Annotated in this window: 21 protein-coding genes and 1 pseudogene; 12 read left to right on the top strand and 10 right to left on the bottom strand. The window is 36.1% G+C overall.

What is annotated here, in order from left to right; translation table 11 throughout:
- Positions 1 to 332: 332 nt before the first annotated feature.
- The gene (locus tag J3U16_RS11065) at positions 333 to 1,052 is read left to right on the top strand and encodes a DUF4184 family protein (RefSeq protein WP_267331116.1); all 720 of its coding nucleotides are present in this window, start codon (positions 333 to 335) and stop codon (positions 1,050 to 1,052) included.
- Positions 1,053 to 1,088: 36 nt separating this feature from the next.
- Here the strand turns inward: J3U16_RS11065 and gmhB are convergent, their stop codons facing one another.
- On the bottom strand, positions 1,089 to 1,625 hold the full coding sequence (gmhB, locus tag J3U16_RS11060; protein WP_065562818.1) for a D-glycero-beta-D-manno-heptose 1,7-bisphosphate 7-phosphatase: 537 nt from the start codon (positions 1,623 to 1,625) through the stop codon (positions 1,089 to 1,091).
- A 116-nt stretch (positions 1,626 to 1,741) separates the two neighbouring features.
- On the opposite strand from gmhB, the gene metN reads away from it, so the two are divergent.
- The 4 genes from metN to tsaA all read left to right on the top strand — a co-directional run bounded on the left by metN (position 1,742) and on the right by tsaA (position 5,246).
- Positions 1,742 to 2,773, top strand: a complete 1,032-nt coding sequence (gene metN, locus J3U16_RS11055) for a methionine ABC transporter ATP-binding protein MetN (protein WP_065562817.1) — start codon at positions 1,742 to 1,744, stop codon at positions 2,771 to 2,773.
- Between the two features lie 112 nt (positions 2,774 to 2,885).
- Positions 2,886 to 3,545 (top strand): methionine ABC transporter permease, encoded by a 660-nt coding sequence (locus J3U16_RS11050; protein WP_065562822.1) that lies wholly within the window; start codon positions 2,886 to 2,888, stop codon positions 3,543 to 3,545.
- 14 nt (positions 3,546 to 3,559) lie between these two features.
- The gene (gene metQ / locus J3U16_RS11045) at positions 3,560 to 4,459 is read left to right on the top strand and encodes a methionine ABC transporter substrate-binding lipoprotein MetQ (protein WP_065733723.1); all 900 of its coding nucleotides are present in this window, start codon (positions 3,560 to 3,562) and stop codon (positions 4,457 to 4,459) included.
- A gap of 79 nt (positions 4,460 to 4,538) precedes the next feature.
- The gene (tsaA, locus tag J3U16_RS11040) at positions 4,539 to 5,246 is read left to right on the top strand and encodes a tRNA (N6-threonylcarbamoyladenosine(37)-N6)-methyltransferase TrmO (protein ID WP_267331115.1); all 708 of its coding nucleotides are present in this window, start codon (positions 4,539 to 4,541) and stop codon (positions 5,244 to 5,246) included.
- Between the two features lie 211 nt (positions 5,247 to 5,457).
- On the opposite strand, the gene hslO is transcribed toward tsaA, so the two are convergent.
- From hslO to J3U16_RS11025, 3 genes are read right to left on the bottom strand one after another with little or no spacing between them, the layout of a single operon-like run.
- The gene (gene hslO, locus J3U16_RS11035; protein ID WP_065733721.1) at positions 5,458 to 6,345 is read right to left on the bottom strand and encodes an Hsp33 family molecular chaperone HslO; all 888 of its coding nucleotides are present in this window, start codon (positions 6,343 to 6,345) and stop codon (positions 5,458 to 5,460) included.
- Entirely contained in the window at positions 6,323 to 6,715 is a 393-nt protein-coding gene (gene hslR, locus J3U16_RS11030) for a ribosome-associated heat shock protein Hsp15 (protein WP_065733720.1), read from the bottom strand. The genes hslO and hslR overlap by 23 nt, the downstream gene beginning before the upstream one ends.
- Positions 6,716 to 6,774: 59 nt before the next feature.
- Positions 6,775 to 8,325: a hypothetical protein gene (locus tag J3U16_RS11025; RefSeq protein ID WP_267343051.1), complete on the bottom strand. Its 1,551-nt coding sequence runs from the start codon at positions 8,323 to 8,325 to the stop codon at positions 6,775 to 6,777.
- 276 nt (positions 8,326 to 8,601) lie between these two features.
- On the opposite strand from J3U16_RS11025, the gene greA reads away from it, so the two are divergent.
- Positions 8,602 to 9,078, top strand: a complete 477-nt coding sequence (greA, locus tag J3U16_RS11020) for a transcription elongation factor GreA (RefSeq protein WP_065562811.1) — start codon at positions 8,602 to 8,604, stop codon at positions 9,076 to 9,078.
- A gap of 44 nt (positions 9,079 to 9,122) precedes the next feature.
- Here greA and yhbY read toward each other — a convergent pair whose 3' ends face one another.
- The gene (gene yhbY / locus J3U16_RS11015) at positions 9,123 to 9,416 is read right to left on the bottom strand and encodes a ribosome assembly RNA-binding protein YhbY (RefSeq protein ID WP_065562810.1); all 294 of its coding nucleotides are present in this window, start codon (positions 9,414 to 9,416) and stop codon (positions 9,123 to 9,125) included.
- Positions 9,417 to 9,514: 98 nt separating this feature from the next.
- Here yhbY and rlmE point away from each other — a divergent pair, with 98 nt between their 5' ends.
- The 3 genes and pseudogenes from rlmE to folP all read left to right on the top strand — a co-directional run bounded on the left by rlmE (position 9,515) and on the right by folP (position 13,099).
- On the top strand, positions 9,515 to 10,141 hold the full coding sequence (gene rlmE, locus J3U16_RS11010; RefSeq protein ID WP_065562809.1) for a 23S rRNA (uridine(2552)-2'-O)-methyltransferase RlmE: 627 nt from the start codon (positions 9,515 to 9,517) through the stop codon (positions 10,139 to 10,141).
- A gap of 75 nt (positions 10,142 to 10,216) precedes the next feature.
- A pseudogene (gene ftsH / locus J3U16_RS11005) lies at positions 10,217 to 12,070 on the top strand (ATP-dependent zinc metalloprotease FtsH); the annotation flags it as partial.
- A gap of 192 nt (positions 12,071 to 12,262) precedes the next feature.
- Entirely contained in the window at positions 12,263 to 13,099 is an 837-nt protein-coding gene (gene folP, locus J3U16_RS11000) for a dihydropteroate synthase (RefSeq protein WP_267331113.1), read from the top strand.
- A 132-nt stretch (positions 13,100 to 13,231) separates the two neighbouring features.
- On the opposite strand, the gene ubiA is transcribed toward folP, so the two are convergent.
- From ubiA to J3U16_RS10975, 5 genes are all read right to left on the bottom strand, one after another.
- Complete coding sequence (gene ubiA / locus J3U16_RS10995; RefSeq protein WP_065733716.1) at positions 13,232 to 14,062, bottom strand: 4-hydroxybenzoate octaprenyltransferase; 831 nt, start codon at positions 14,060 to 14,062, stop codon at positions 13,232 to 13,234.
- Positions 14,063 to 14,242: 180 nt separating this feature from the next.
- On the bottom strand, positions 14,243 to 14,818 hold the full coding sequence (locus J3U16_RS10990) for a TorD/DmsD family molecular chaperone (RefSeq protein ID WP_065733715.1): 576 nt from the start codon (positions 14,816 to 14,818) through the stop codon (positions 14,243 to 14,245).
- 35 nt (positions 14,819 to 14,853) lie between these two features.
- Positions 14,854 to 15,693 (bottom strand): dimethyl sulfoxide reductase anchor subunit family protein, encoded by an 840-nt coding sequence (locus J3U16_RS10985; RefSeq protein WP_267331112.1) that lies wholly within the window; start codon positions 15,691 to 15,693, stop codon positions 14,854 to 14,856.
- Between the two features lies 1 nt (position 15,694).
- The gene (locus tag J3U16_RS10980) at positions 15,695 to 16,309 is read right to left on the bottom strand and encodes a DMSO/selenate family reductase complex B subunit (protein ID WP_267343381.1); all 615 of its coding nucleotides are present in this window, start codon (positions 16,307 to 16,309) and stop codon (positions 15,695 to 15,697) included.
- Positions 16,310 to 16,330: 21 nt separating this feature from the next.
- Positions 16,331 to 18,781 (bottom strand): DMSO/selenate family reductase complex A subunit, encoded by a 2,451-nt coding sequence (locus J3U16_RS10975; protein WP_267331110.1) that lies wholly within the window; start codon positions 18,779 to 18,781, stop codon positions 16,331 to 16,333.
- 223 nt (positions 18,782 to 19,004) lie between these two features.
- On the opposite strand from J3U16_RS10975, the gene parE reads away from it, so the two are divergent.
- The 3 genes from parE to djlA are packed head-to-tail and all read left to right on the top strand — an operon-like array spanning position 19,005 to position 23,991.
- A complete protein-coding gene (gene parE, locus J3U16_RS10970; RefSeq protein WP_065733711.1) occupies positions 19,005 to 20,894 on the top strand; it encodes a DNA topoisomerase IV subunit B in 1,890 nt (629 codons plus the stop codon).
- 27 nt (positions 20,895 to 20,921) lie between these two features.
- Complete coding sequence (gene parC, locus J3U16_RS10965) at positions 20,922 to 23,150, top strand: DNA topoisomerase IV subunit A (protein WP_220225393.1); 2,229 nt, start codon at positions 20,922 to 20,924, stop codon at positions 23,148 to 23,150.
- Position 23,151: 1 nt separating this feature from the next.
- The gene (djlA, locus tag J3U16_RS10960; protein WP_220225394.1) at positions 23,152 to 23,991 is read left to right on the top strand and encodes a co-chaperone DjlA; all 840 of its coding nucleotides are present in this window, start codon (positions 23,152 to 23,154) and stop codon (positions 23,989 to 23,991) included.
- Positions 23,992 to 24,001 lie beyond the last annotated feature (10 nt).

Genomic DNA, 24,001 nt, shown 5'->3' with positions numbered 1-24,001 from the left:
GATTTCTTGCTTCAGTTTGCTGTCTCAAGGGCTGCGTATACTACGCTACACCTTTTTATTCGTCAAGATCTTTTTTTAAAAAATTTGATCTTGTTCACCAACTTCATTATCGCCTGCTTTCGCTGACGCCGTGTCAGTGGATGCGCATTATAGAGCCTTAGAAAAATCATGCAAGCGATTATTGCAAATTTATTTCCGTTTGTGTTTTTTTTACACATAGCGCTGTGAAAATAAACTAATTCTATACAAATTTTACAAACTTTCTTTAATTTACTATTGATTATATAATTGCTTTTTTTCTATTTCAGTCTAACTTTTTAAGTGGATTTTTTATGCCTTTCACTTTTGCACATCCAGCAATTGTTTTACCTTTTTACAAAAAGCCTAAATTTTTTTCCATGACAACCTTAATTATAGGTAGTATGTCACCTGACTTTGAATATTTTCTTAGAATGAAAATAAAAAGTGATATGAGCCATACTTTATTAGGTATCTTTTATTTTGATCTACCAATAACATTAATGGTTGCTTTTATCTTTCACTTTATTATTCGTAATGAATTGATCAAGAATTTGCCCCATTTTCTTTATAAACGATTTGCTCATTATCTAAATTTTAATTGGAGTGAATATTGCTACCATCACTGGTTTATTGTCATAACTTCTGCATTAATTGGCGCACTATCTCATTTAGGTTGGGATAGTTTTACCCACTTAACGGGCTTTTTTGTACAGCACCTACCTTTTTTACAACAGACAATTTCATTAAAAAATACTAATATTCCTATCTACCAATTACTCCAACATGGAAGTACTTTGATAGGATTTAGTTTAATATGTCTCTTTATTTTCAGATTACCGATCTTGGTTGATAAGACAAATAAAATTAGCTTTCTATATTGGGGGACAGTGTTTTTGATTTTTTTAAGTTGTTTTTCTCTTTTTTTCGCCAATACTATTCATACCTTTGGTCAAAGTGTGGTGAACTTTATTAATGCACTATTTTTGGGGTTAATATTATCACCTCTTATCGTGAAAATTATACGGCACTAATTTTAAATGCCGTATAACAATAGTATTTTTAGAAAATTATGACTCTGCTTTTATTTTATTGGGTAAATCCGCCAAGCTATCAATTACCCAATCAGCTTGCGCTAATGCTTCTTCAGTAATGGCATCACCGGTTTTCACCAAAACCGTTTTTTTAACTCCGGCCTTTTTCCCCGACAATAAATCAGACACTCGGTCACCGACCATATAAGAGTTGGCAATATCAATTTTTAACTCTTTCGCTGCTGTTTGTATCATACCGGGATTTGGTTTTCGGCATTCACAGTCATCAACCAGAGGATCATGTGGGCAATAATAAACACCATCAATGTCAACACCTCGGTCTTGTAATGACCAATCCATCCATTCTGTTAAGGTATTGAATTGCTCGTCAGTAAATATGTTTCTCGCAATACCAGATTGGTTAGTTGTAATAACAAGTAAAAAACCCATTTCTTTGAGTTCTCGCATTGCATCAATTACACCATCAATAAAGTGGAATTTATCAATAGTGTGTACATAATTGTAATCTATATTAATTGTACCATCTCGATCTAAAAATATAGCAGGCTTCATGTTTAATCATCTTCCTTTTATAGAGGTGTCTATCTAGCTTTATATAGGATATTATCGATTGACATAGATGTCTAGACGTCTTAATATTTATCCATTCCTTTTTATTAGTATATATCATGATAAAACTTGAACACATCTCAAAAAATTTTGAGCACAATAAAACCACTATCCATGCTTTAAAGGACATTTCATTAAATGTTCCTCAAGGTAAAATTTATGGTGTTATTGGCAAGTCAGGCGCAGGTAAAAGCACATTAATACGTTGTGTCAATCTATTAGAAAAACCAACCAGTGGAAAAATATTTTTTGACAACCAAGATATCACCCATTTATCTAATCGAAAATTAATTGAAGTACGCCGAAAGATTAGCATGATTTTTCAGCATTTTAATTTGTTATCATCTAGAACTGTATTCGATAACATTGCTTTTCCACTTGAACTAAATAAAACACCTAAAAAGGTAATCAAGCAAAAAGTAAATGAGCTTATTGAACTTGTAGGTTTAAGTGAAAAGGCTGATGTCTATCCAGCTAATTTATCGGGTGGACAAAAACAACGCGTCGCTATTGCTAGAGCGTTAGCAAGTGATCCTAAAGTATTATTATGTGATGAAGCAACCAGTGCCCTTGACCCTGAAACAACACGTTCTATTTTAGCATTATTAAAAGATATCAACCAAAAACTAGGTTTAACCATTTTATTAATCACTCATGAAATGGATGTTGTTAAACAGATTTGCGACCAAGTAGCAGTTATTAGTAACGGAGAATTAGTTGAACAATCTTCAGTCGGTGAAATGTTTTCGCATGCTAAAACAGATATTGCAAGGCAATTCATTCAATCAACATTACACCTTACTATTCCAGATGATTATTTAGCTAGACTAACACCAGTACATAAAGAAGGACTTAATCCACTTGTTCGTTTGGAATTTTCTGGTGTATCGGTAGATTTACCTTTACTGTCTCAAATAGCTAAAGAATTCGAAGTTGATAGTAATATTATCAGCGCTCAGATGGATTATGCGGGTGGCGTTAAATTTGGTTTGATGTTAACTGAAATGAAAGGAAAACAGAAAAGTACTGCATCAGCAATTGCGTTTCTAGAAAAAAATAATACTAAAGTTGAGGTTTTAGGCTATGTTTGATTTTATTCCTTCATTTAAACCATTTGAATCGATTTTTCGCTATTTAGCTCAACATGGTTTCTGGGAAGATTTTGTTACCTTTTGTTCTTCATTTAATGGTTTTAGTGAAGCAATGCTATTCAAAATGGCACAAGCAACCGATGATACTATTTATATGGTGTTGTTATCAGGTTTTTATGGAACGTTAATTGGATTACCATTAGGTATATTGTTGTATGTCACCCGAAAAGGTAACATACTTGAAAATGACATTGTAAATTTTACATTCTCTTTTCTCACAAATATATTTCGAGCAATTCCTTTTATTATATTAATTTTATGGATAAAACCTTTCACAGTAGAAGTAATGGACATTATAACCGGCCAAGCCACCTTTTTAGGTAGACAAGGTGTTATTGTTCCGCTTAGTGTAGGTGTTGCACCTTTAATTGCAAAAATGATTGAAAATGCTTTACTGGATATTCCTAAAGGTTTAATTGAAGCTGCTCGTTCAATGGGAGCCACACCATTACAGATTATATATAAAGTTCTTATTCCCGAATCTCTACCTATTATTATTAATAGCATGACAATAACACTGATAACATTAACAGGCTATATTGCACTCAGTGGAGCTGTTGGAGCTGGAGGCTTAGGGCAATTGGCTATTCAATATGGCTATAATAGTTACAAACCCGCTATAATGAATACAGTTGTTATTTTATTAGTTATATTAGTATTCCTAATCCAAGCTATTGGCAATAGGATTGTAAGGTATGTTACTCATCATTAATTTTGGAGAAAATTATGTCAATTAAACAGCTAGCACTAGCCACTACTTTGGTAAGTGCATTTTTTTTAACAGGTTGTGATAATAAACAATCGTCTGTAACTGATAACAAACCAGCAGAACCAGCAAAAGTAAGTACTATTAAAGTTGGTGTAATTTCAGGTCCTGAACAAGAAGTAGCAGAAGTAGCCAAACAACAAGCTAAAAGCCTTTATAATCTTGATGTTGAACTTGTGATTTTTAATGATTACGTTACTCCAAATCAAGCATTAAATGATGGATTAATTGATATTAACGCTTTTCAACATAAACCATATTTAGATGAACAAATCAAAGAAAGAGGTTATAAATTAACTGTTGTTGGTAACTCATTTGTTTACCCTATTGCAAGTTACTCACACAAATTAAAACCGATTGAGAATAACAGTGAAACTGGGGAAGGTGTAAAAGTAACCTCACCTCGAGGCGAAACGTTCTTTATTCCAGCTAAATCAACAATTGCCATTCCTAATGACCCTACAAATTTAGGTCGTGCATTACTTTTATTACAACATGAAGGTTTAATTACTGTTGATAAGACAAAAGGTTTATTGCCAACTGTACTTGATATCACAAGTAACCCATATGAATATAAAATTATCGAACTAGAAGCTCCGATGCTACCTCGTTCGCTAGATGATTCGCAAGTCGATCTTGCTATTATTAACAATGCATTTGCTGGACAAGCAAATTTAACACCAAGCAAAGATGGTATTTTTGTTGAAGATAAAGAGTCTCCATATGTTAACATTATCGTATCGCGTGAAGCGGATAAAGATAATGAAAATGTAAAAAACTTTGTTAAAGCTTACCAAACTGATGCAGTAGCGCAAAAAGCTGACCAAATTTTTAATGGTGGCGCAATTCGTGGTTGGTAAATTAGCAAGCTATAATTTATTATATTCCGTCGGCATTCGTCGACGGAAATCATTAAAATAATTAAATAAAGAATCAACAATGACATATCAATTTGAACCAATTGGTATCATCCAGTCACCTTATGTTGAAAAATTTGCAGTGCCTCGTCAACCCAATCTGGTCAAAGCTGCTCAAGGTGAACTACATTTACTTACACCATATAACAATCCTATCAGTGTCAAAGGATTAGAACAGTTTTCTCATCTATGGCTTTTATTTCATTTCCACCATATTGAGCCAACCAAGAGGAGATTAACGGTACGTCCACCTCGTTTAGGAGGAAACAAAAGTTTAGGCGTATTTGCAACAAGATCTCCATATAGACCTAATAATATTGGTCTTTCAGTTGTTGAATTAATAGATATTATTGTTGAAAAAAATCAGGTGATTTTGAAGTTAGGGGGATTAGATCTCGTAGATGGCACACCTATAATTGATATAAAACCCTACTTACCTTACTGTGATAGCCATCCTGATGCGAAAGCGGGTTACGCTCAAATGCTCCCTGAACATAAACTTGAAGTTTCATTCTCAGCTAACGCTAAATTATTTATTGAATCCCAACAAGATTATCCACAACTAACCGAATTAATTGAACAAGTAATATCTCAAGATCCAAGACCAGCTTATAAACAAAAAAACAACCATGAGCAAACTTATGCAATCTCACTATATCATTTTAATATTAAATGGAAGGTGATAGGCTGCTTAGCCGTTATTGAAAATATACATATTATTGAACGGTAATGTTAATTTATTTAAATGATAAATTTACAAAACAATGAGATATGTAATTAAATATTTTTTTTGTAAAAATCCTTTACAAAAGAGTTACATAATACCGATAATATAGGTTGGTAAGGAAGCTTAATTCTGCTAAATTAAATGAGGGTTTAATTCCCTATATTTCACTTTGCCACTAAAGTTTTAATAATTTTAGTGGCACCTTTTATTTGCATCAATGATAATTGTTATTTTTCTTATTTCTCAATTCAGCAATATCTATCGCATCAAACAGATAATGTTTTCCACAATAATCACAATGAATGTCAATTTTGCCATCGTCTTCATTAAGAATCTCATCAATTTCCTTGGCTGGTAATGTCATTAAACTATCTTCACAACGTTGTCGTGAACAACCACATTTAAATACAATTTGTTGAGTTTCAAATAAGCGAACTTCTTCTTGATTATAAAGACGATATAAAATTTCATCAGTAGGAAGTTGAAACAACTCTTGGCTAGTGATGGTTTCAGTTAATGTGCTTAGAAGCTCAAATGACTCTTGAGTATTTTCATTTGCAGGTAACACTTGCAATAAAATCCCTGCAGCCATCGGTGTGTTATTATGCACTCCAGTTTTAACGAATAAACGAGTAGGCAGTTGTTCAGACTGCATAAAATAATTTTCAATACAGCCAGTTAGCGTTTCTTTTTCTAATCCAACGATGCCTTGATAACGTTCGCCTTTTTTAGGCGTGATGGTAATTACAATGTAACCGTTGCCAACCATCTCCCTAAGAGTAGCATTATCGGCAATTTCACCATTTACTCGCGCAACACCACGTAATTCTTGTAGATTATTGCCATTTACCACTGCTAATGTTAATGGCCCATCCCCCTGTAATTGCACAGCAATATCACCATCGAATTTCAATGTAGCGGTTAATAAACTGGTGGCTACTAATAATTCACCTAATAAATTCTGTACTGGAATAGGATAATTATGGTTTTCTAAAATAGATTGGTATGTTTTTTCAAGTCGCGTGATTTCCCCTCGAACAGGATGATTATCAAATAAAAACCGATTTAAAGTATCCATATTAATTGCCTTGTTGTCTTTCATATTTAAATTTAATTAATGTACGCCGCTCTTTTTTATCAGGTCGCCGGTCCGGATGCGGCATGGCTAATGCATTAAGTTTTCTTGCCTGAGCAATATTTTCACGTTTTTCAATGCTCTCTGGGGTTTCTTGGTAAAGATATTCCGCTTCTCTTGCGGTTCTACGCTGGTCATTAATGGCTAAAACTCGAATTGTCTTTTGCTCATTACCTTGCCTAAGCACTATCATCGCCCCAACTTCAACTATTTTGCTTGGCTTTGCTCGTTGGCCATTATAATGAACTTTTCCACCTTCAATCATTTCACGAGCAATGGAACGCGTTTTATAAAACCGCGCGGCCCATAACCATTTATCTAATCTGACGAGATGCATTGTTTCCTCGTTTAAGACTTAATACATTTATAACTAATATAAGTATCGTTTTATTAAAATCAATGTTGTGGATGAATTGAATAATCATTGCCACCTGTCGAAAAAATTCCAGATAAACTAAATGGAGCTATCTTACCGCGCAAATCAGCTCGATAATTTAACGACTCTGGAGGATTCTGTACTAACTTCCATCGATTAAGCAGCTCACTTGTGGTACCTTTGCTAATGAGGTGAAATGATTCAAATTCAGAATGCAAAGGATTAATTATTGCAGTTGAGTCAATTATTCCGCCATTAACTAATGCATTAAAACTTAATAATGTGCGATGCTGAAGATCAATATCTACCGACACACTAGGATATTTAATACTTACTTTATTAACTGAAGCATTATTAGCTTTAAGAAATAGTGAGCCTGAATATAACCCCAATTTGTTGTCTTCAACTAAGCTCACATTTTTCCCCGAAACATCAAAGTTTGCAATGTTAAAAGGATAATCAGATTTAATACTGGTTAACATACTTTGCAATATGATTAACTGATCAACGTCAACACGATTAAATATATCTGGTAATAACGGTTGTTTTGCTTCATCAGATAATTCATAACTGATGCCTGTCAACAATAACTTATTCAAATGTAATGAATTATTTTTCCAACTACCATCTAAATGAACATCACCGTTATGCCATCGAGCAACCGCTTTTTTGATATCAATTTCATTATCTTTAAAAGACAATTGAAGCAATAAAGAAGAATATATTTGATCAAACCAAACCACATTATCTGCATTAAAAATAAAGGAAGTTTCATTCAGATTCCACTGATTATCATAGCTAATATTGGTTATTTCAAAATTTCCCTTAGCAATAATTAAATTAGGTAATTGAATATTACTGTCTAAAATTAAAAGTTCTTCTAACCTAAACTTTGGAAATTTAGGCAAATACTTATTTAATTCAGTATAATCATCTGGTTGAAAACGGATATTATTTAATCTTAATTGGGCTATATCTAAGCTACCATCGGCTAATACTTTTAATTTACTAACAAAAAAACCATTATCCATATTACCGCCTAAATTGGTGATTGCTGTAACCCCATCACGATAATATCCTTGTAACAAGATTTTGTTTATCGGTATCTGATTAAATGATGCTTTTTGTGAAGTGAAATCAAATTGATATGGCTCTTTACTACTTAAATCAAAGGGTTTAATACGGCCATCAACGCCTTTTAAAGAAAGAGAATCTTGCTCATCATTGAACGAAAAATTTATTGTAGAATTATAAAACTTTAATACATTAGCCGAAAAATTAGTAATATCAACACCATTAAATTCACCATCAATCACATTAATATAATTAAAATGATGAAGTTGCCATAAATTTTTCTTATCAAAACCAATAGTTAACTTTCCAATTTTAGTCACTTCTTGCTTATCATTTATTACCAATAAATTATCAATACTTAACTCATAAAAATTAACTAATGAATGATTTATCTTACCAATTGAAATAGTGTATGTTCCAAGCTTTGATAATTGTTGACTCAGTATTTTTGCTCCATAGTTGGTTTGCAAGGCAAAATAACTAACTACAATTAACAACCAGATAATCGAAAAGAGCAAAATTAAACAAGATCGTAACCGTCTCATAAATAAGCAGTATAGTAATAAAAATGGATTAAAATTTATATAACAATACCTGATTTTGGGTAAAATAGCACTTGATTTTAATATAAATGATTTGTTGTTAAACTAGTTTTAACGTTAATATATAGCCAATTATGACTTTAGAATAACAAATTCACGGAATTAATCTTCATCCTTTGATTAAGGTGAAAAATTCTTTTTTATTGACCATATAAACAGGAAAAAATCGAGATGAAACAGATCCCAATGACAGTAAGGGGAGCCGAATTATTACGAGCAGAACTTGAAGAACTTAAAAATATTAAAAGACCTCAAATTACTGCTGCTATTGCAGAAGCCAGAGCGCACGGAGATTTAAAAGAAAACGCGGAATATCATGCAGCAAGAGAACAACAAGGTTTTTGTGAAGGTCGTATTCAAGAAATCGAAGGCAAATTATCTCAAGCGCAAATTATTGATATTACCAAAGTAAAAAATACTGGACGCATAATTTTTGGTGCCACAGTGACTGTAATTAATATCGATACCGATGAAGAAACAACTTATCGAATTGTTGGCGATGATGAAGCAGATTATAAACAAAATTTAATTTCGGTTAACTCACCTATCGCTCGAGGTCTTATTGGTAAAGAAGATGGTGATACCGTCCAAATCAAAACACCAGGCGGTAATGTTGAATTTGATATTGTTAAAGTTGAGTATATCTAATAAAACTCAACTGCAATAAAAAACAGGGCTATTGCCCTGTTTTTTTATTTGGGTAAAGTAATTTTCTTATCTTCGCTAGGTCTAAATACCGTAAAAATAGATCCGACTTGTTGAACGGGTAATGCATTTGTTTCGCGGATAATAGCTTCACAAATTAATTTTTTCGTTTCACGATCTTCGGCAGCGATTTTAATTTTAATTAACTCATGGAAATTTAGTGCATTTTCGATTTCGGCAAGAACGCCTTCGGTAAATCCATTAGCACCAATCATCACTATCGGTTTTAAATGATGAGCTTCACTTTTTAAGTACTGTTTTTGTTTATTCGATAAATTCATTAATTTTTTATCACATTAAGTTGCAATTTTGCTATTCTACCCTTATATATATTTGTAATCAATTGAAGTAACCTCTATACACTAAGGATTTATTCGCTGTGAGTAACAAAAAACGCTCAGCAAGTTCTACTCGTTGGCTAAATGAACATTTTAAAGATCGCTTTGTACAACAAGCACAAAAAAAAGGCCTACGTTCTAGAGCATGGTTTAAATTAGAAGAAATACAAAAAAGTGACAAACTATTCAAACCAGGAATTACTGTCGTGGATTTAGGGGCAGCACCGGGCGGATGGTCGCAATATGTTGCATCACTCATCGGTAATAAGGGACGAATTATTGCTTGTGATTTATTACCGATGGATCCAATAGTTGGCGTTGATTTCTTGCAAGGTGACTTTAGGGATGAAGCCGTATTAAATACCTTACTTGAGCGCGTTGGTGAAGAGAAAGTACAAGTTGTTATGTCAGATATGGCTCCGAATATGAGTGGACAGCCTGCAGTTGATATACCAAGAGCTATGTATTTAGTTGAACTTGCATTAGATATGTGTAAAGACGTTCTTGCACCTAATGGGAGTTTTATTGTAAAAGTATTCCAAGGCGAAGGCTTTGAAGAATATCTAAAAACAGTTAGATCGCTGTTTAAAACAGTCAAAATTCGAAAGCCTGAAGCTTCGCGCGCACGGTCTCGAGAAGTATATATTGTAGCAATGGGGATGAAGTAGCCAGCCGTACAATTTTGTAGTACCATACTTGGTTAATTTTAGTCGTAACTGTTAATTTTATGAGAGGTTTTTCTTTTGAACGACATGGTAAAGAATTTACTGATCTGGGGCGTTATCGCGGTAGTATTGTTTGCTGTATTCAACCAATTCAGCGCGTTATCCAATAGCGGTCCTCAAGTCGATTATACCAAATTTAATTCGGATGTAACGAGCGGCAAACTCAAAGAAGTACATATTAATGGTCGCGAAATTGTTGCTACAACTAAAAGTAGTAGTAATTATGTTACTTATATCCCTTACCTTGATGAAAAACTAGTCGATAACTTGGTGCTTAATGATATTGCTGTTTACGGCAGTCCAGATGAAAAACCAAGCTTATTGGTTAGTATCTTGATTTCTTGGTTTCCAATTATCTTATTACTTGGTTTTTGGTTCTTTGTTATGCGCCAAATGCAAGGCGGGGGTAAAGGTGGCCCAATGTCGGTAGGCAAAAGTAAAGCCAAAATGTTAACGCCTGACCAAGTTAAGACTAAATTTACAGATGTAGCAGGCAGTGAAGAAGCTAAACAAGAAGTAACAGAAGTCGTCGATTTTTTACGTGATCCTGGCAAATACCAAAAATTAGGCGGTCGTATTCCTAAGGGGATTTTAATGGTTGGACCTCCGGGTACGGGTAAAACATTATTAGCTAGAGCCATTGCGGGTGAAGCAAACGTGCCTTTCTTTAGTATTTCAGGTTCAGATTTTGTTGAAATGTTTGTCGGTGTTGGCGCATCACGTGTACGTGACCTCTTTGAACAAGCCCGTAAACATTCACCATGTATTATCTTTATTGATGAAATTGATGCTGTTGGTCGAAAACGTGGTGCCGGCTCAATGGGCGGACATGATGAACGCGAACAAACTCTAAACCAAATGTTAGTTGAAATGGATGGCTTTGAAGCTAACAGTGGTATTATCATTATTGCAGCAACAAACCGTGCGGACATTCTCGATCCTGCATTACTTCGTCCGGGTCGTTTTGACCGTCAAGTTCAAATTGATTTACCGGACTTAAAAAGCCGTGAACAAATTCTGGCAGTACATGTACGTAAAGTGCCTTTAGGTTCTGATGTTAATCTAGCAGTATTAGCTCGCGGAACACCAAATTATTCCGGTGCTCAATTAGCTAATTTAGTTAATGAAGCTGCGCTATTTGCCGCGCGTCGTAATAAACGTTTAGTCACGATGGATGAGTTTGAAGAGGCCAAAGATAAAATCGATATGGGTACTCAACGTCGTTCGTTATCCATGACAAAAGAGCAATTAACCAATACAGCTTATCATGAAGCGGGACATGCAATTGTAGGTTATTTAATGCCAGATCATGATCCGCTTCATAAAGTAACTATTATTCCTCGAGGAGGGGCATTAGGTGTAGCCTTCTTCTTACCAGAAGGCGATCAAATTAGTCAAAGCCGTACTCAGTTAGAGTCTAAAATATCTACAGCTTATGCAGGAAGAATTGCCGAAGGCCTAATTTATGGTGAAGATAAAATTACCTCAGGTGCATCTAGTGATATACGATACGCTTCTAACATAGCCAGAGCAATGGTTACACAGTGGGGTTTCTCAGATCGTTTACCACCTGCATTATTTGAATATGAAGAATCTTCTTATGGAATCATGAAAAAAATATCTGATGGTACAGCAAAAATTATTGATGAAGAAGTTGATGCAATCCTTCAACGAAACTATCAACGAGCTAAAACAACACTAACTGAAAATATTGATATTCTTCATGCAATGAAAGATGCTTTACTGAAATATGAAACAATTGATAAACAACAGATTGATGAACTGATGAATCGCCAGCCAGTCACACCACCAGAAGGCTGGACAGCCAGTGATGAAATAGCAGCTCAAGAAGTTCCGAATGAAGGTACACCACCTGAATCTGATGATTAATCTGTTTTAATTTTTATAACGCGCTACGGCGCGTTTTTTATCGGATAATTTAAATAAATCTAAAATAAAAGTGATTTTCAAAACAGGTAATAAACTTGAATGATTTTGCTATCGTTTAGCTTATAACAAAGCTTAGCGATAACAAAAAGCAGGTGACTCAAATAAGGCATAATCATGGAAATTCGTTTCAACAATCAAATTATGGATCTCTCTTTTCCACAGGTAATGGGTATCGTAAACATGACGCCAGATTCTTTTTCTGATGGCGGTAATTATAACAATCTTGATGATGCCATGCGTCGAGTTGATAATATGATACAAGCAGGCGCAACATTTATTGATATAGGGGGCGAATCAACTCGTCCTGGTGCAGCCTTTGTCTCAGTTGAAGAAGAATTAGATAGAGTTGTGCCTTTAGTTGAAAAAGTGGCTTGCTATTTTGATGTTTGGATTTCGGTTGATACCTCTAAGCCTCAAGTTATGACTGAATCAGCAAAAGCAGGAGCACATTTAATTAATGATATCCGAGCATTAACAGAATCTGGAGCAGTCGAAGCCGCAGCTCAAACAGGATTACCGGTTTGCATTATGCATATGCAAGGCGATCCCCAAACTATGCAAAATGCTCCGCATTATCAACAAGACATCTATCAAGAAGTTGATCAATTTTTTGCTCATCATATCAATCGTTGCATAAACGCAGGAATTGAACGAGAAAAAATTATTCTTGATCCGGGTTTTGGGTTTGGTAAAACATTGGCACACAATTATCGATTACTAGCAACACTTGAAAAATTTCATCACTTTCATTTACCGCTATTAGTTGGCATGTCTCGCAAATCCATGATTGGACAAGTATTAAATGTTTCGCCTAAAGAACGTATGTTAGGTAGCGTTTCTTGTGCAGTAATTGCAGCCATGAAAGGTGCGCAGATTATTCGAGTTCATGACGTAAAAGAAACCTTTGATGCACTGCGAATTGTGCAAGCCACTTTAGCTGAACAGGAATAAACGGGGTTTAACTTTAACAAAATAAGCCATTATTTTATTAAAAAGGGAATTTTTAGACAAATACTATAAAAATCCCTTTTTGTTTTATGCTTGAGAATTTTCAATTTTTGGCATCACTGTTTCAAATAATTTTTAAACAATAAAAATACTTAGAAACATCATAAAACCAACATAATTATTATTTTGAAAAGCTTTAAAGCATCGAGTTCTATCACGATCATTGATTAACCATTGTTGATAAATAAACAGTAACGACACAACCAATAATCCACAATAATAAATAAAAGATAAATGATTATTGAGACCAATAATTATCAAGCAAATCAATGTTATTATCTGTAGAATGCCTATCCACAATTTATCATAGTAACCAAACAAAACAGCCGTCGATTTAATGCCAATTTTGATATCATCATTTCGATCAACCATGGCATATTCGGTATCATAAGCAACTGTCCAACAAATATTTGCCAAACACAATAACCAACAGGTTAACGGAAACTGTTCAATTGTGGCCGCATAGACCATTGGAATGCTCCAACTAAATGCAATTCCCAACACTATTTGTGGAAAATAAGTATAACGTTTCATAAACGGATAAATCATCGCAGTTAACAATGCAAAGCCAGCAATCAACCACGACAAAGCGTTTAAAAATAATAATAGACAAGCGGCCATTAATAATAATATCAATAATGTCCATTTAGCATTCTTTGCTGTTAATTCACCCTGCACTAACGGACGGCTTTGAGTTCGCTCTACATGCGCATCAAAATGGCGATCAGCATAATCATTCACAACACAACCGGCGGATCGCATAACAATGACACCTAGCGTAAATATCAAAACCAGTTTTTCAGTTGGATAGGGATCAGCAAGCCATATTGCTGACAAAGTCGGCCAAAGTAGCAGTAAAATGCCGATTGGTTTATCTAACCGCATCAGTTTTATATAAGCTAACATATATCTATCCTCAATTATAATGGGCGGATTATACCTGATCTTGTTAAAGCTGCAATGCGGATAAATACCGTTTTTATTTGATGCTGCTACATGTGTAATCAATCAAGTCAATTTACCTAATATCGTGTCATATCCAAAACGGTTAATCTAACTAAATTGATTAATTGTGGTAATAAAGCGTTACAACAAAAGTAAATACTGCTCTGCCATCACGGCTAATGCCCGATAAAATTGGCTAACTTGATTATGTTTTAATTGATCTAGATAAGCTGATGACCAAGTCATTAAGTGTTCATCAATCAGTTGATTCGCCGCTTGCGTTTTTTGTTTTTCCAGCAATATCGCATAAGCCATTAACATTAAACCAAACTGATCTTCCGGCTCATTCATACCGGTATTAAGCGTTAAACCATGCTGCTGTAAAAATTGACGATAGCGCTCTTGCGATTCCCCCATTAATAGTTTTTCTTGATCCAAATAGACAGATCCCCAAGGCGGGGCCGGCATTTTGCCTTGCCCTTCAAACAATAACGAGAATTGATAATCCAGATCGGCATGGCTGATTTGCGTTGCCAATATCTGGCATTGCTGGCTAATGAGCTCTGGATTTTGCCAATCCGCCAGTTGGTCAATATGCAATAGAGCCTCAAGCAACGGTTCAACGGTTTGACTATTAGGCGGATAATAAAAAAAAGCACCCAGTACTTTTGCTAGGGTAGCACAAGTGAGATTATCGAATCTTTTCTCTTTATTCATTGACATTACTTGTTGTCGGTCAGTTATATTGTTAATTATAGCGGTATCATCCATAAATTATAAAAGGCAATACGGCCACAAACTTCAGCAATAAACACACAAGCAAAAGCAGTAAGATAAATTATTGCATGATGTTTGGCGCGGTAAATGTTAAAAGCAACCAATAGTAGTGCCACTATGATTAAAATGCACTCAGCAATCATCCAACTTGCTTGCGCACAAGCCAGCTCCGGGCTTATGGTCGTCATTAAATTATAATAGGGAATTTTTAATAATATAATCAATACACTACCAATGAGAAAAGCTGCGTTGCCTAAACGATATAACCCAAGCATTGCGCTAGCAATTCCACCCAACGCCAGCATCGCTGTATACATTTGAATTGCAGTATAGTTGGTATCCCATGTTTTCACTGTTGGTAGCATGTAAGTTAAAACAATCGTCCACACAAAAACTAAACTCAGTAGGATTAAGATGATGGCTATCAGCTGGTTGATATAGGGAAAGCGATTAATCTTTAAACAAAGCGGTTTAATCAATTTCAGTTTTTGGCTATCCGGATTGAGAGAAAAGTAGTGGATTAATACTGAGGCGAATGTAACGCCAAATACCACACCAAAAGTGAAAATCTCATTACTCATCGGCGAACGTCCAATCCCATAGATCACATTTAACGCCCGCAAAGGATGCCCTAAATGGAATGAGGCAAGCAGCATACCAATAGCCATAAAAACCAGCGCTAACAGATTAATTTTTTGACGAATAATGGGATTAGCTTGTGAACAATTCATTAAGCAAGATAAGCTGCTTAACAGCACCATTCCGGCAGATAATTGCCCAAATACCGTAAAAAAAACCAATGGTAATTCATGCATATTATACCTCCTCCGGATTGAGCACTTTTCCTTGTGTATCGCCTGAGCTTCTAGCCAAAGCATGTGGTTTGATAACAATATTCGGTTTAGTCAACTCTGCATTAGGCAAAGGGGCAATATTACGTTCATCACCATGACGCTCACGTAATTTCCCTATCTCGTCAAAATCTAAAGCACGTTGCGGACAAGATTCGACGCACACAGGCTTTAAGCCTTCGGCTACACGCTCATAACAACCATCGCATTTTGACATAACCCGCTTTTGATGATCAAACTGTGGCGCACCATATGGACAGCGCATTTCGCAATAGCGGCAACCAATACACACATCTTGATTAACAACCACTAAGCCGTCTTGTTGGCGTTTATGCATCGCACCAGTTGGACAACCTTGCACGCAAGTTGGTTGCTCACAATGATTACATGAGATTGACAAATAATAAGTAAAAGTATCATTTTGCCAAATCCCATCCACTTGTTGCCACGATCCACCACCATACTCATAAACTCGGCGAAAATGCACGCCCAGCGCATTATCTTTTTCGTCTTTACAGCTCAACTGACAGGTTTTACACCCGGTACATTTGGAAGAATCAATAAAGAATCCATATTGCATTTTAATCATCTCCCTTTTTAATTATGATGCCGCTGGCATAGTTGATAATGGTTTGATTTCAACCAAATTAGTATGCTGCGAATTTGACTTCGCTAACACTGACGGGCGCAATGAGGTTAAACGATTAATACAACCACCAATATCCACACCAGCAGCATTAGTTTTTGCCCATAGCCCTTGAGGTATAGCGATCACGCCCGGTAATATACGAGGCGTTACTTTAGCCGGAATATAAAGCCGACCACGATCATTAAATACTTCAACTAATTGCCCATGCTTAATTTGTCTTTGTTCAGCATCAATTGGGTTAATCCAAACGCTACTGGCAACAGCTTCTCGTAGTTGGGGAAGATTACTATAAGAGGAGTGACAATGCCCTTTAATATGAAATCCAATCATTTGCAGCGGATATTTATCGCGTTTTTGTTGATCTTCGCTCCCTTCAATAGCAGGCAAATAAGCAGGAATTGGGTAGAGTTTATCGTCCGGCTCAATCTCCCATTCACCCGCTATTTTTGCCAGCGCTTCTGAATAAATTTCAATTTTGCCAGACGGGGTATTTAATGGCTGATTAATCGGATCATCCCGGAATGCTTTTAAGGCAATTTGCGCATCGCTATCCGCTAACTTACGATCGACAATACCCTTACCGTCAGTGTCAGCAAAAGGCGGTAAATCAGGATTTTGCTTGCGCATTCTTTCATAGCTATACGCTATCCACTCATCTTGCGTTCGCCCTTCAGTAAATTTATCTTTAACGCCCATTTTTTCTGATAACTCAGTTAACACATCATAAGACGATCGATTTTCCCAAAGTGGCTTAATAGCCCGTTGCATACGAATAACATAATGGTAAGCACCGGATGCATAAGAATTATTAATTAAATCGTTACTTTCCACAGATGACACATCCGGTAATAACAGATCGGCATACCGTGCTGATGCGGTCATGTGAGTATCCCACACTAAGATAAATTCGCATTTAGATTCATCTTGTAAAATTTGGTGCGTTCGATTGAGATCGGCATGCTGATTACCAATTACATTACTGGCGTAACTCCAGATAAACTTGATACCGACATCCAATTTATCTTTACCAAGTATATAAGCATTCTTTGCGGTCATGCTTTGCGGTGATTCGATTGCTTTAGTCCATAAAAAAAATGGAATACTGGTTTTAATCGGATTTAATAAATTCAGCCCCGGAACCGGATAAGTCACGCTTCCGCCCCAAGTACCAATATTGGTGCCCGGTTTACCAAATTGACCAGTGATAATAGGCAATATCATAATTGCTCTTGTAGTATGCTCACCATTTTGCCAACGTTGTGCTCCCCAGCCTTGCGAAATCCATGCTGCTTTAGCGTTAACAATATCCAAGGCAAGTTTACGAATTTGTTTAGCGGGGATACCGGTTTTTTTTGCTGCCCACTCCGGCGTTTTCGGTGTTCTATCATCACCTAAACCTAAAATATAAGATTTATAATCACTAAAAGGGGGTGCGCTATCCGGCAATGAGTCAGCATTCCAACCCACACAATATTGATTAAGCATTGCCTCATCAATTTTATCTTCTTCCAGTAAAGCATAGCCAATTGCAGCAACTAACGCCGCATCGGTACCGGGAATAATCGGGATCCACTCGGCATTATAGCCAACCACACTTTCGCTACGCCTAGGATCGATAATAATCACTCTGGCTTTACTTTGCGCTAAAGCATGAAACAGTTCCGTTACTTGCCCACCGCCTGACATTCGCGTTTCAGCAACATTATGTCCAAACATAACAACCAAATCTGAATGTTTAATTTGATCAATGAGCGACTCTTTAGCATTGCCATAAATATAAGGCTTAATAGCAGTTATCTGTCCACTTGAGTAATCGCCATGATAATTTAGATAACCACCGATAGTACTTAAAAACCGTCTACAAGCACTGCGTCCGGCGATATTTGCGCCGGTGGTACCTGTTCCATATTGACAATAAATAGCTTCATTGCCATAACGATTAATGGTGTATTTAAGTTTATCTGCCAATAAAGTTATTGCTTCATCCCAGCTTATACGTTTAAATTTACCTTCACCACGCTTACCTATTCGCACCATAGGGTATTTTAAACGCTCCGGATCGTAAGTTCGCCAGCGTACTGCTCGCCCCCGCAAACATGGGCGAATTTGATGTTGACCGAAGATAGGATCATTAATACCGTCTTCGGATGAGATTTTAGTAATAATATCGTTTTTAACATGGACTTTTAGTGGGCAGCGACTACCGCAATTCACTAAACAGGCGCTGTAGAAAATCTTTTCATCATTAGTGGGATTAGGTATCAATGCTTTATCGTGATTTGTTTCAGATGTTGCATAAGCAAAAGGTAATTGCAAATTATTTGCTAGTGCTGCCACACCACCAATTGCTAGTGATTTTTGCAAAAAATCACGCCGAGTTATTTTGTTTTCTGACTTGCTCATCCTATTCCCTTATTTTTTATTTGGGATGTATTTATCATAATACTATAGATAAGATTATAAAACAGAAAAAAGGCTAAAATCGAAATTAACTTAAAATAAATTAATAAAATAAGAATTATTATCAATTAAAAATTTAATTTGATTTTCATTATCAATTTAATTTCATGCATCTTAAAGAAAGATTGGTATAATATGCCCATTTATTCGAATAAATAGAAAACTTATGTCACAATCCACTTATAATGCTGTTGATATTGAAGTCCTAAAAGGACTCGATCCTGTCCGCCATCGACCAGGCATGTATACTGATACTGCTCGCCCAAATCATTTGGGACAAGAGGTTATTGATAATAGTGTAGATGAAGCTATTGCAGGACATGCCCGCCAAGTTAAAGTTACACTCTATGAAGATAATTCACTTGAGGTTATTGATGACGGGCGAGGTATGCCGGTTGATATTCATCCTGAAGAAGGTGTACCAGCTATTGAACTTTTACTTTGCCGTTTACATGCTGGAGGTAAGTTTTCCAACAAAAATTATCAATTTTCAGGCGGTTTGCATGGTGTTGGGATCTCCGTTGTTAATGCATTATCAAAGCGTGTAGAAGTTACTGTAAATCGTGATGGGCAAGTTTATCAAATCGCTTTTGAAAATGGTGATAAAGTTGAGGATTTACATGTAATAGGTACATGTGGTCGTCGAAATACCGGTACAAAAGTACGTTTTTGGCCTGATGAAAAGTATTTTGATTCACCACGATTTTCTGTACCCCGCTTAACTCATTTACTTAAAGCAAAAGCGGTACTCTGCCCAGGGTTAGAAATCATTTTCAAAGATAAAATTAACAATACTGAACAACGCTGGTGTTATCAGGACGGTCTAAAAGATTATTTAATGGAATCTGTTAGTGGTTACACACTATTACCTGAAGAGCCATTTACTGGTAGTCATACCGGTGAAACAGAAGCAGTCGAATGGGCCTTACTCTGGTTACCAGAAGGTGGGGAACTTTTAACTGAAAGTTACGTTAACTTGATTCCAACTGTACAAGGTGGTACTCATGTTAATGGTTTACGTCAAGGTTTACTTGATGCTATGCGCGAATTTTGCGAGTTCCGTAATTTACTTCCTCGAGGCCTAAAGCTGACCGCCGATGATATTTGGGAACGCTGCGCATATGTGTTATCCGTAAAAATGCAGGAACCTCAATTTGCTGGTCAAACCAAAGAACGCCTTTCATCAAGACAAAGCGCTGCATTCGTTTCGGCAATTGTTAAAGATGCATTCAGTCTTTGGTTAAATCAAAATGTGCAAATTGCAGAATTATTGGCTGAAATGGTCATTTCAAGTGCGCAAAAACGCCTACGAGCATCTAAAAAAGTTATTCGTAAAAAGCTCACAAGTGGTCCTGCTTTACCTGGTAAATTGGCCGATTGTTCTTCACAGGATTTAAGTCGTACTGAACTATTTTTGGTAGAAGGTGATTCTGCAGGTGGTTCAGCCAAACAGGCACGAGATAGAGAATATCAAGCCATAATGCCATTAAAAGGTAAAATTTTAAATACTTGGGAAGTATCATCAGACGAGGTATTAGGCTCACAAGAAATCCACGATATCTCGGTTGCCATAGGTATTGACCCTGATAGTGATGATTTAAGTCAATTGCGCTACGGTAAAATCTGTATTTTAGCTGATGCAGACTCAGATGGATTACATATTGCCACTTTGCTTTGTGCGTTATTTGTTCGTCATTTTCGGGCGATGGTTGAACATGGGCATATCTTTGTTGCTATGCCTCCGCTTTATCGTATTGATTTGGGTAAAGAAGTGCATTATGCCCTTGATGAAGAAGAAAAAGAAGGGATTTTAGATCAGCTTAAACGTAAAAAGGGTAAACCGAATGTACAACGTTTTAAAGGTTTAGGCGAAATGAATCCATTACAACTCCGTGAAACAACGATGGATCCTAATACTCGTAGATTAGTTCAGTTATCACTAGATAATGCAGAGGAAACCATGGCATTAATGGATATGCTGCTGGCTAAGAAACGAGCAGAAGATCGCCGAGAATGGTTACAAGAAAAAGGTGACCAAGTTGAACTTGATGTCTAATATACAGAATAATTTAGAGGAACAATAATGAGTGAGATAACTCATGACGGAGTAGAAGTTCAGTCGCTACGTACTTTTACAGAGAGCGCATATTTAAACTACTCAATGTATGTCATTATGGATCGTGCACTACCGTTTATTGGTGACGGTTTAAAACCTGTGCAACGCCGTATTGTTTATGCCATGTCAGAATTAGGGCTTAATGCTCAGGCTAAATTTAAAAAATCAGCTCGTACTGTAGGTGACGTGTTAGGTAAATACCATCCTCATGGTGATAGTGCCTGTTATGAAGCAATGGTGTTAATGGCACAACCATTCTCTTACCGTTACCCATTAGTAGATGGTCAAGGAAACTGGGGAGCTCCAGATGATCCTAAATCATTTGCGGCTATGCGTTATACCGAATCTCGTCTATCAAAATATGCAGAATTATTATTAGGCGAATTAGGGCAAGGCACTGTTGATTATACGCCAAACTTCGATGGCACCTTACAAGAACCTAAAATGTTGCCAGCTAGATTACCCAATATTTTATTGAATGGTACAACCGGCATTGCTGTTGGTATGGCAACTGATATTCCACCACATAATATTCGTGAAGTAGCAAATGCTGCTATTATGTTAGCAGATAACCCAAAAGCAACACTTAGTGAAGTGATGGCTCACATACAAGGCCCTGACTTTCCAACAGAAGCCGAGATTATTACTGCGCCAGAAGATATTGCTAAAATTTATCAAACTGGACGAGGATCAATCCGCATGCGTGCAGTTTGGAAAAAAGAAGAGGGTGATATTGTTATTACTGATCTTCCTCATCAAGTTTCAGGTGCTAAAATCTTAGAGCAAATTGCTTCGCAAATGCGGGCGAAAAAATTACCATTAATTGAAGATTTACGCGATGAGTCAGACCATGAAAATCCAACCCGTTTAGTAATTGTCCCAAGATCTAATAGAGTGGATTTAGAGCAAGTTATGAATCATCTATTTGCTACCACGGATCTTGAAAAAAGCTATCGCGTCAATATGAATATGATTGGACTTGATAATCGTCCATCAGTTAAAGGATTAGTTGAAATATTAACTGAATGGTTAGAATATCGACGTTTGACGGTAACACGTCGATTAAATTATCGTTTAGATAAAATCCTAAAAAGATTACATATTTTAGATGGCTTATTAATTGCGTTTCTAAATATTGATGAAGTTATTGAAATAATTCGTCATGAAGATGAACCAAAAGAAGAATTAATTAAGCGATTTGCCTTAAGTGAAATACAAGCAGAAGCTATTTTAGAGTTAAAACTTCGTCATTTAGCTAAATTGGAAGAGATGCGTATTAAAGGCGAACAAGCTGATCTTGCTAAAGAACGGGATCAACTACAAGCTCTACTTGCTTCACCAAGAAAACTCAGTAATTTAATCAAAAAAGAATTGCAAGAAGACGCTGAAAAGTATGGCGATGAACGCCGTTCGCCAATCGTTGAGCGAAGTGAAGCTAAAGCGATCACTGAACAAGAATTAACACCTTCTGAACCCGTCACAATTGTATTATCTGAAATGGGATGGGTAAGAGCGGCTAAAGGTCATGACATTGACCCCGTCGGATTAAGTTATAAAGCAGGCGATAGCTTTAAAGCTGCTGCAAAAGGTAAAAGTAACCAGCCAGTTGTCTTTATCGATTCAACTGGGCGAAGTTATGCTATTGAGCCAAATACTTTACCATCAGCTCGAGGACAAGGCGAGCCAATTACCGGTAAATTAGCATTACCAGCAGGTGCAACTATTGAACATGTTTTAATGTCAAACGATGAAGAACAAAAATTCTTACTTGCTTCTAGTGCCGGATACGGTTTTATTTGTCAATTTAGCGATTTAATTGCGCGTAATCGTAACGGTAAAGCAGTAATTAATTTATCTAATAATTCAAATGTACTTGCACCGATTGAGATAGTATCAGAGGAAAGCTTGCTTTTATCAATTAGTCAAGCGGGTAGAATGCTTATCTTCCCGGTGAAAGATTTACCAGAGTTATCTAAAGGTAAAGGAAATAAAATTATCTCATTATCTGCCAGCGATGATAGCCTAGCTTATATGATGCTGATAACGCCTGAAACCTCACTGACGTTGTATGTTGGTAAACGCAAACTTACGCTTTCTTCTACTGATTTACAAAAATTTAGAGCAGAGCGTGCTCGTAAAGGAACATCACTACCGCGTGGATTACAAAAAATCGATCGAATTGAGGTAAACGAATAATATGTCTTTTATCTGGTCCATTATTCTCGGGTTAATACTGAGCTCAGTTTTCAAATCCGGATGGGGATTTATACTTGGTCTATTAATAGGTCCAATGTTGTATCAAGCATTTGGCAATAGATTAAATGAAAAAAGGACACAATCAAACCCAACTTTGTACTTAATTGTTGCTTTTGAAGTATTGGGGCATCTGAGTAAAGCTAAAGGTGTTGTTACCCAAGATGATATTAATCTTGCTCGGCAATTTATGGATCGGCTACAACTTGATGCAGCCGGTCGCCAATTAGCCCAAGAGTCATTTAATCGTGGTAAAGCAAGTGATTACCCACTTCGATCGCGTTTACGAGAACTCTACTTTCAATATCGTTTTAGAAGAAATGTTTTAAATATATTTTGTGAACAATTAATTCAAGCGGCTTTAGTTGATGGTAATTTAGATGAAAAAGAGTCACAAATTTTGTTTATTGTTGCTGAAGAATTCCATATTCCTCGCCAACAAATGGTTATATATATTCAGATGATGATGGGAAGCTTTCATTTCCGTCAAGAATATTATAATAATCAACAAAATAGTCAATATCAACAAAGCAATAATTATGGCAATTATCAAAACAGTTCTCACCAATCAGATTTGCAAAATGCTTATAGAATTTTAGGGATAGATTCATCTGCTGATATTCCTGAAATCAAAAAAGCTTATCGCAGGTTAATGAATGAACATCATCCAGATAAATTAGCATCAAAAGGCTTACCAAAAGAGATGTTAGAGGCAACCAAAAAGCGAGCACAAGAAATTCAAGCTGCTTACGATCTTATAAAAGCATCTCGTGGATTCAAATAGAGATTATTAC

Source organism: Gilliamella sp. B3023 (assembly GCF_026536845.1).
Classification (GTDB): domain Bacteria; phylum Pseudomonadota; class Gammaproteobacteria; order Enterobacterales; family Orbaceae; genus Gilliamella; species Gilliamella apicola_E.
The sequence above is the reverse complement of the archived record's forward strand: the minus strand, read 5'-3'. Positions and strand labels throughout refer to the sequence as shown.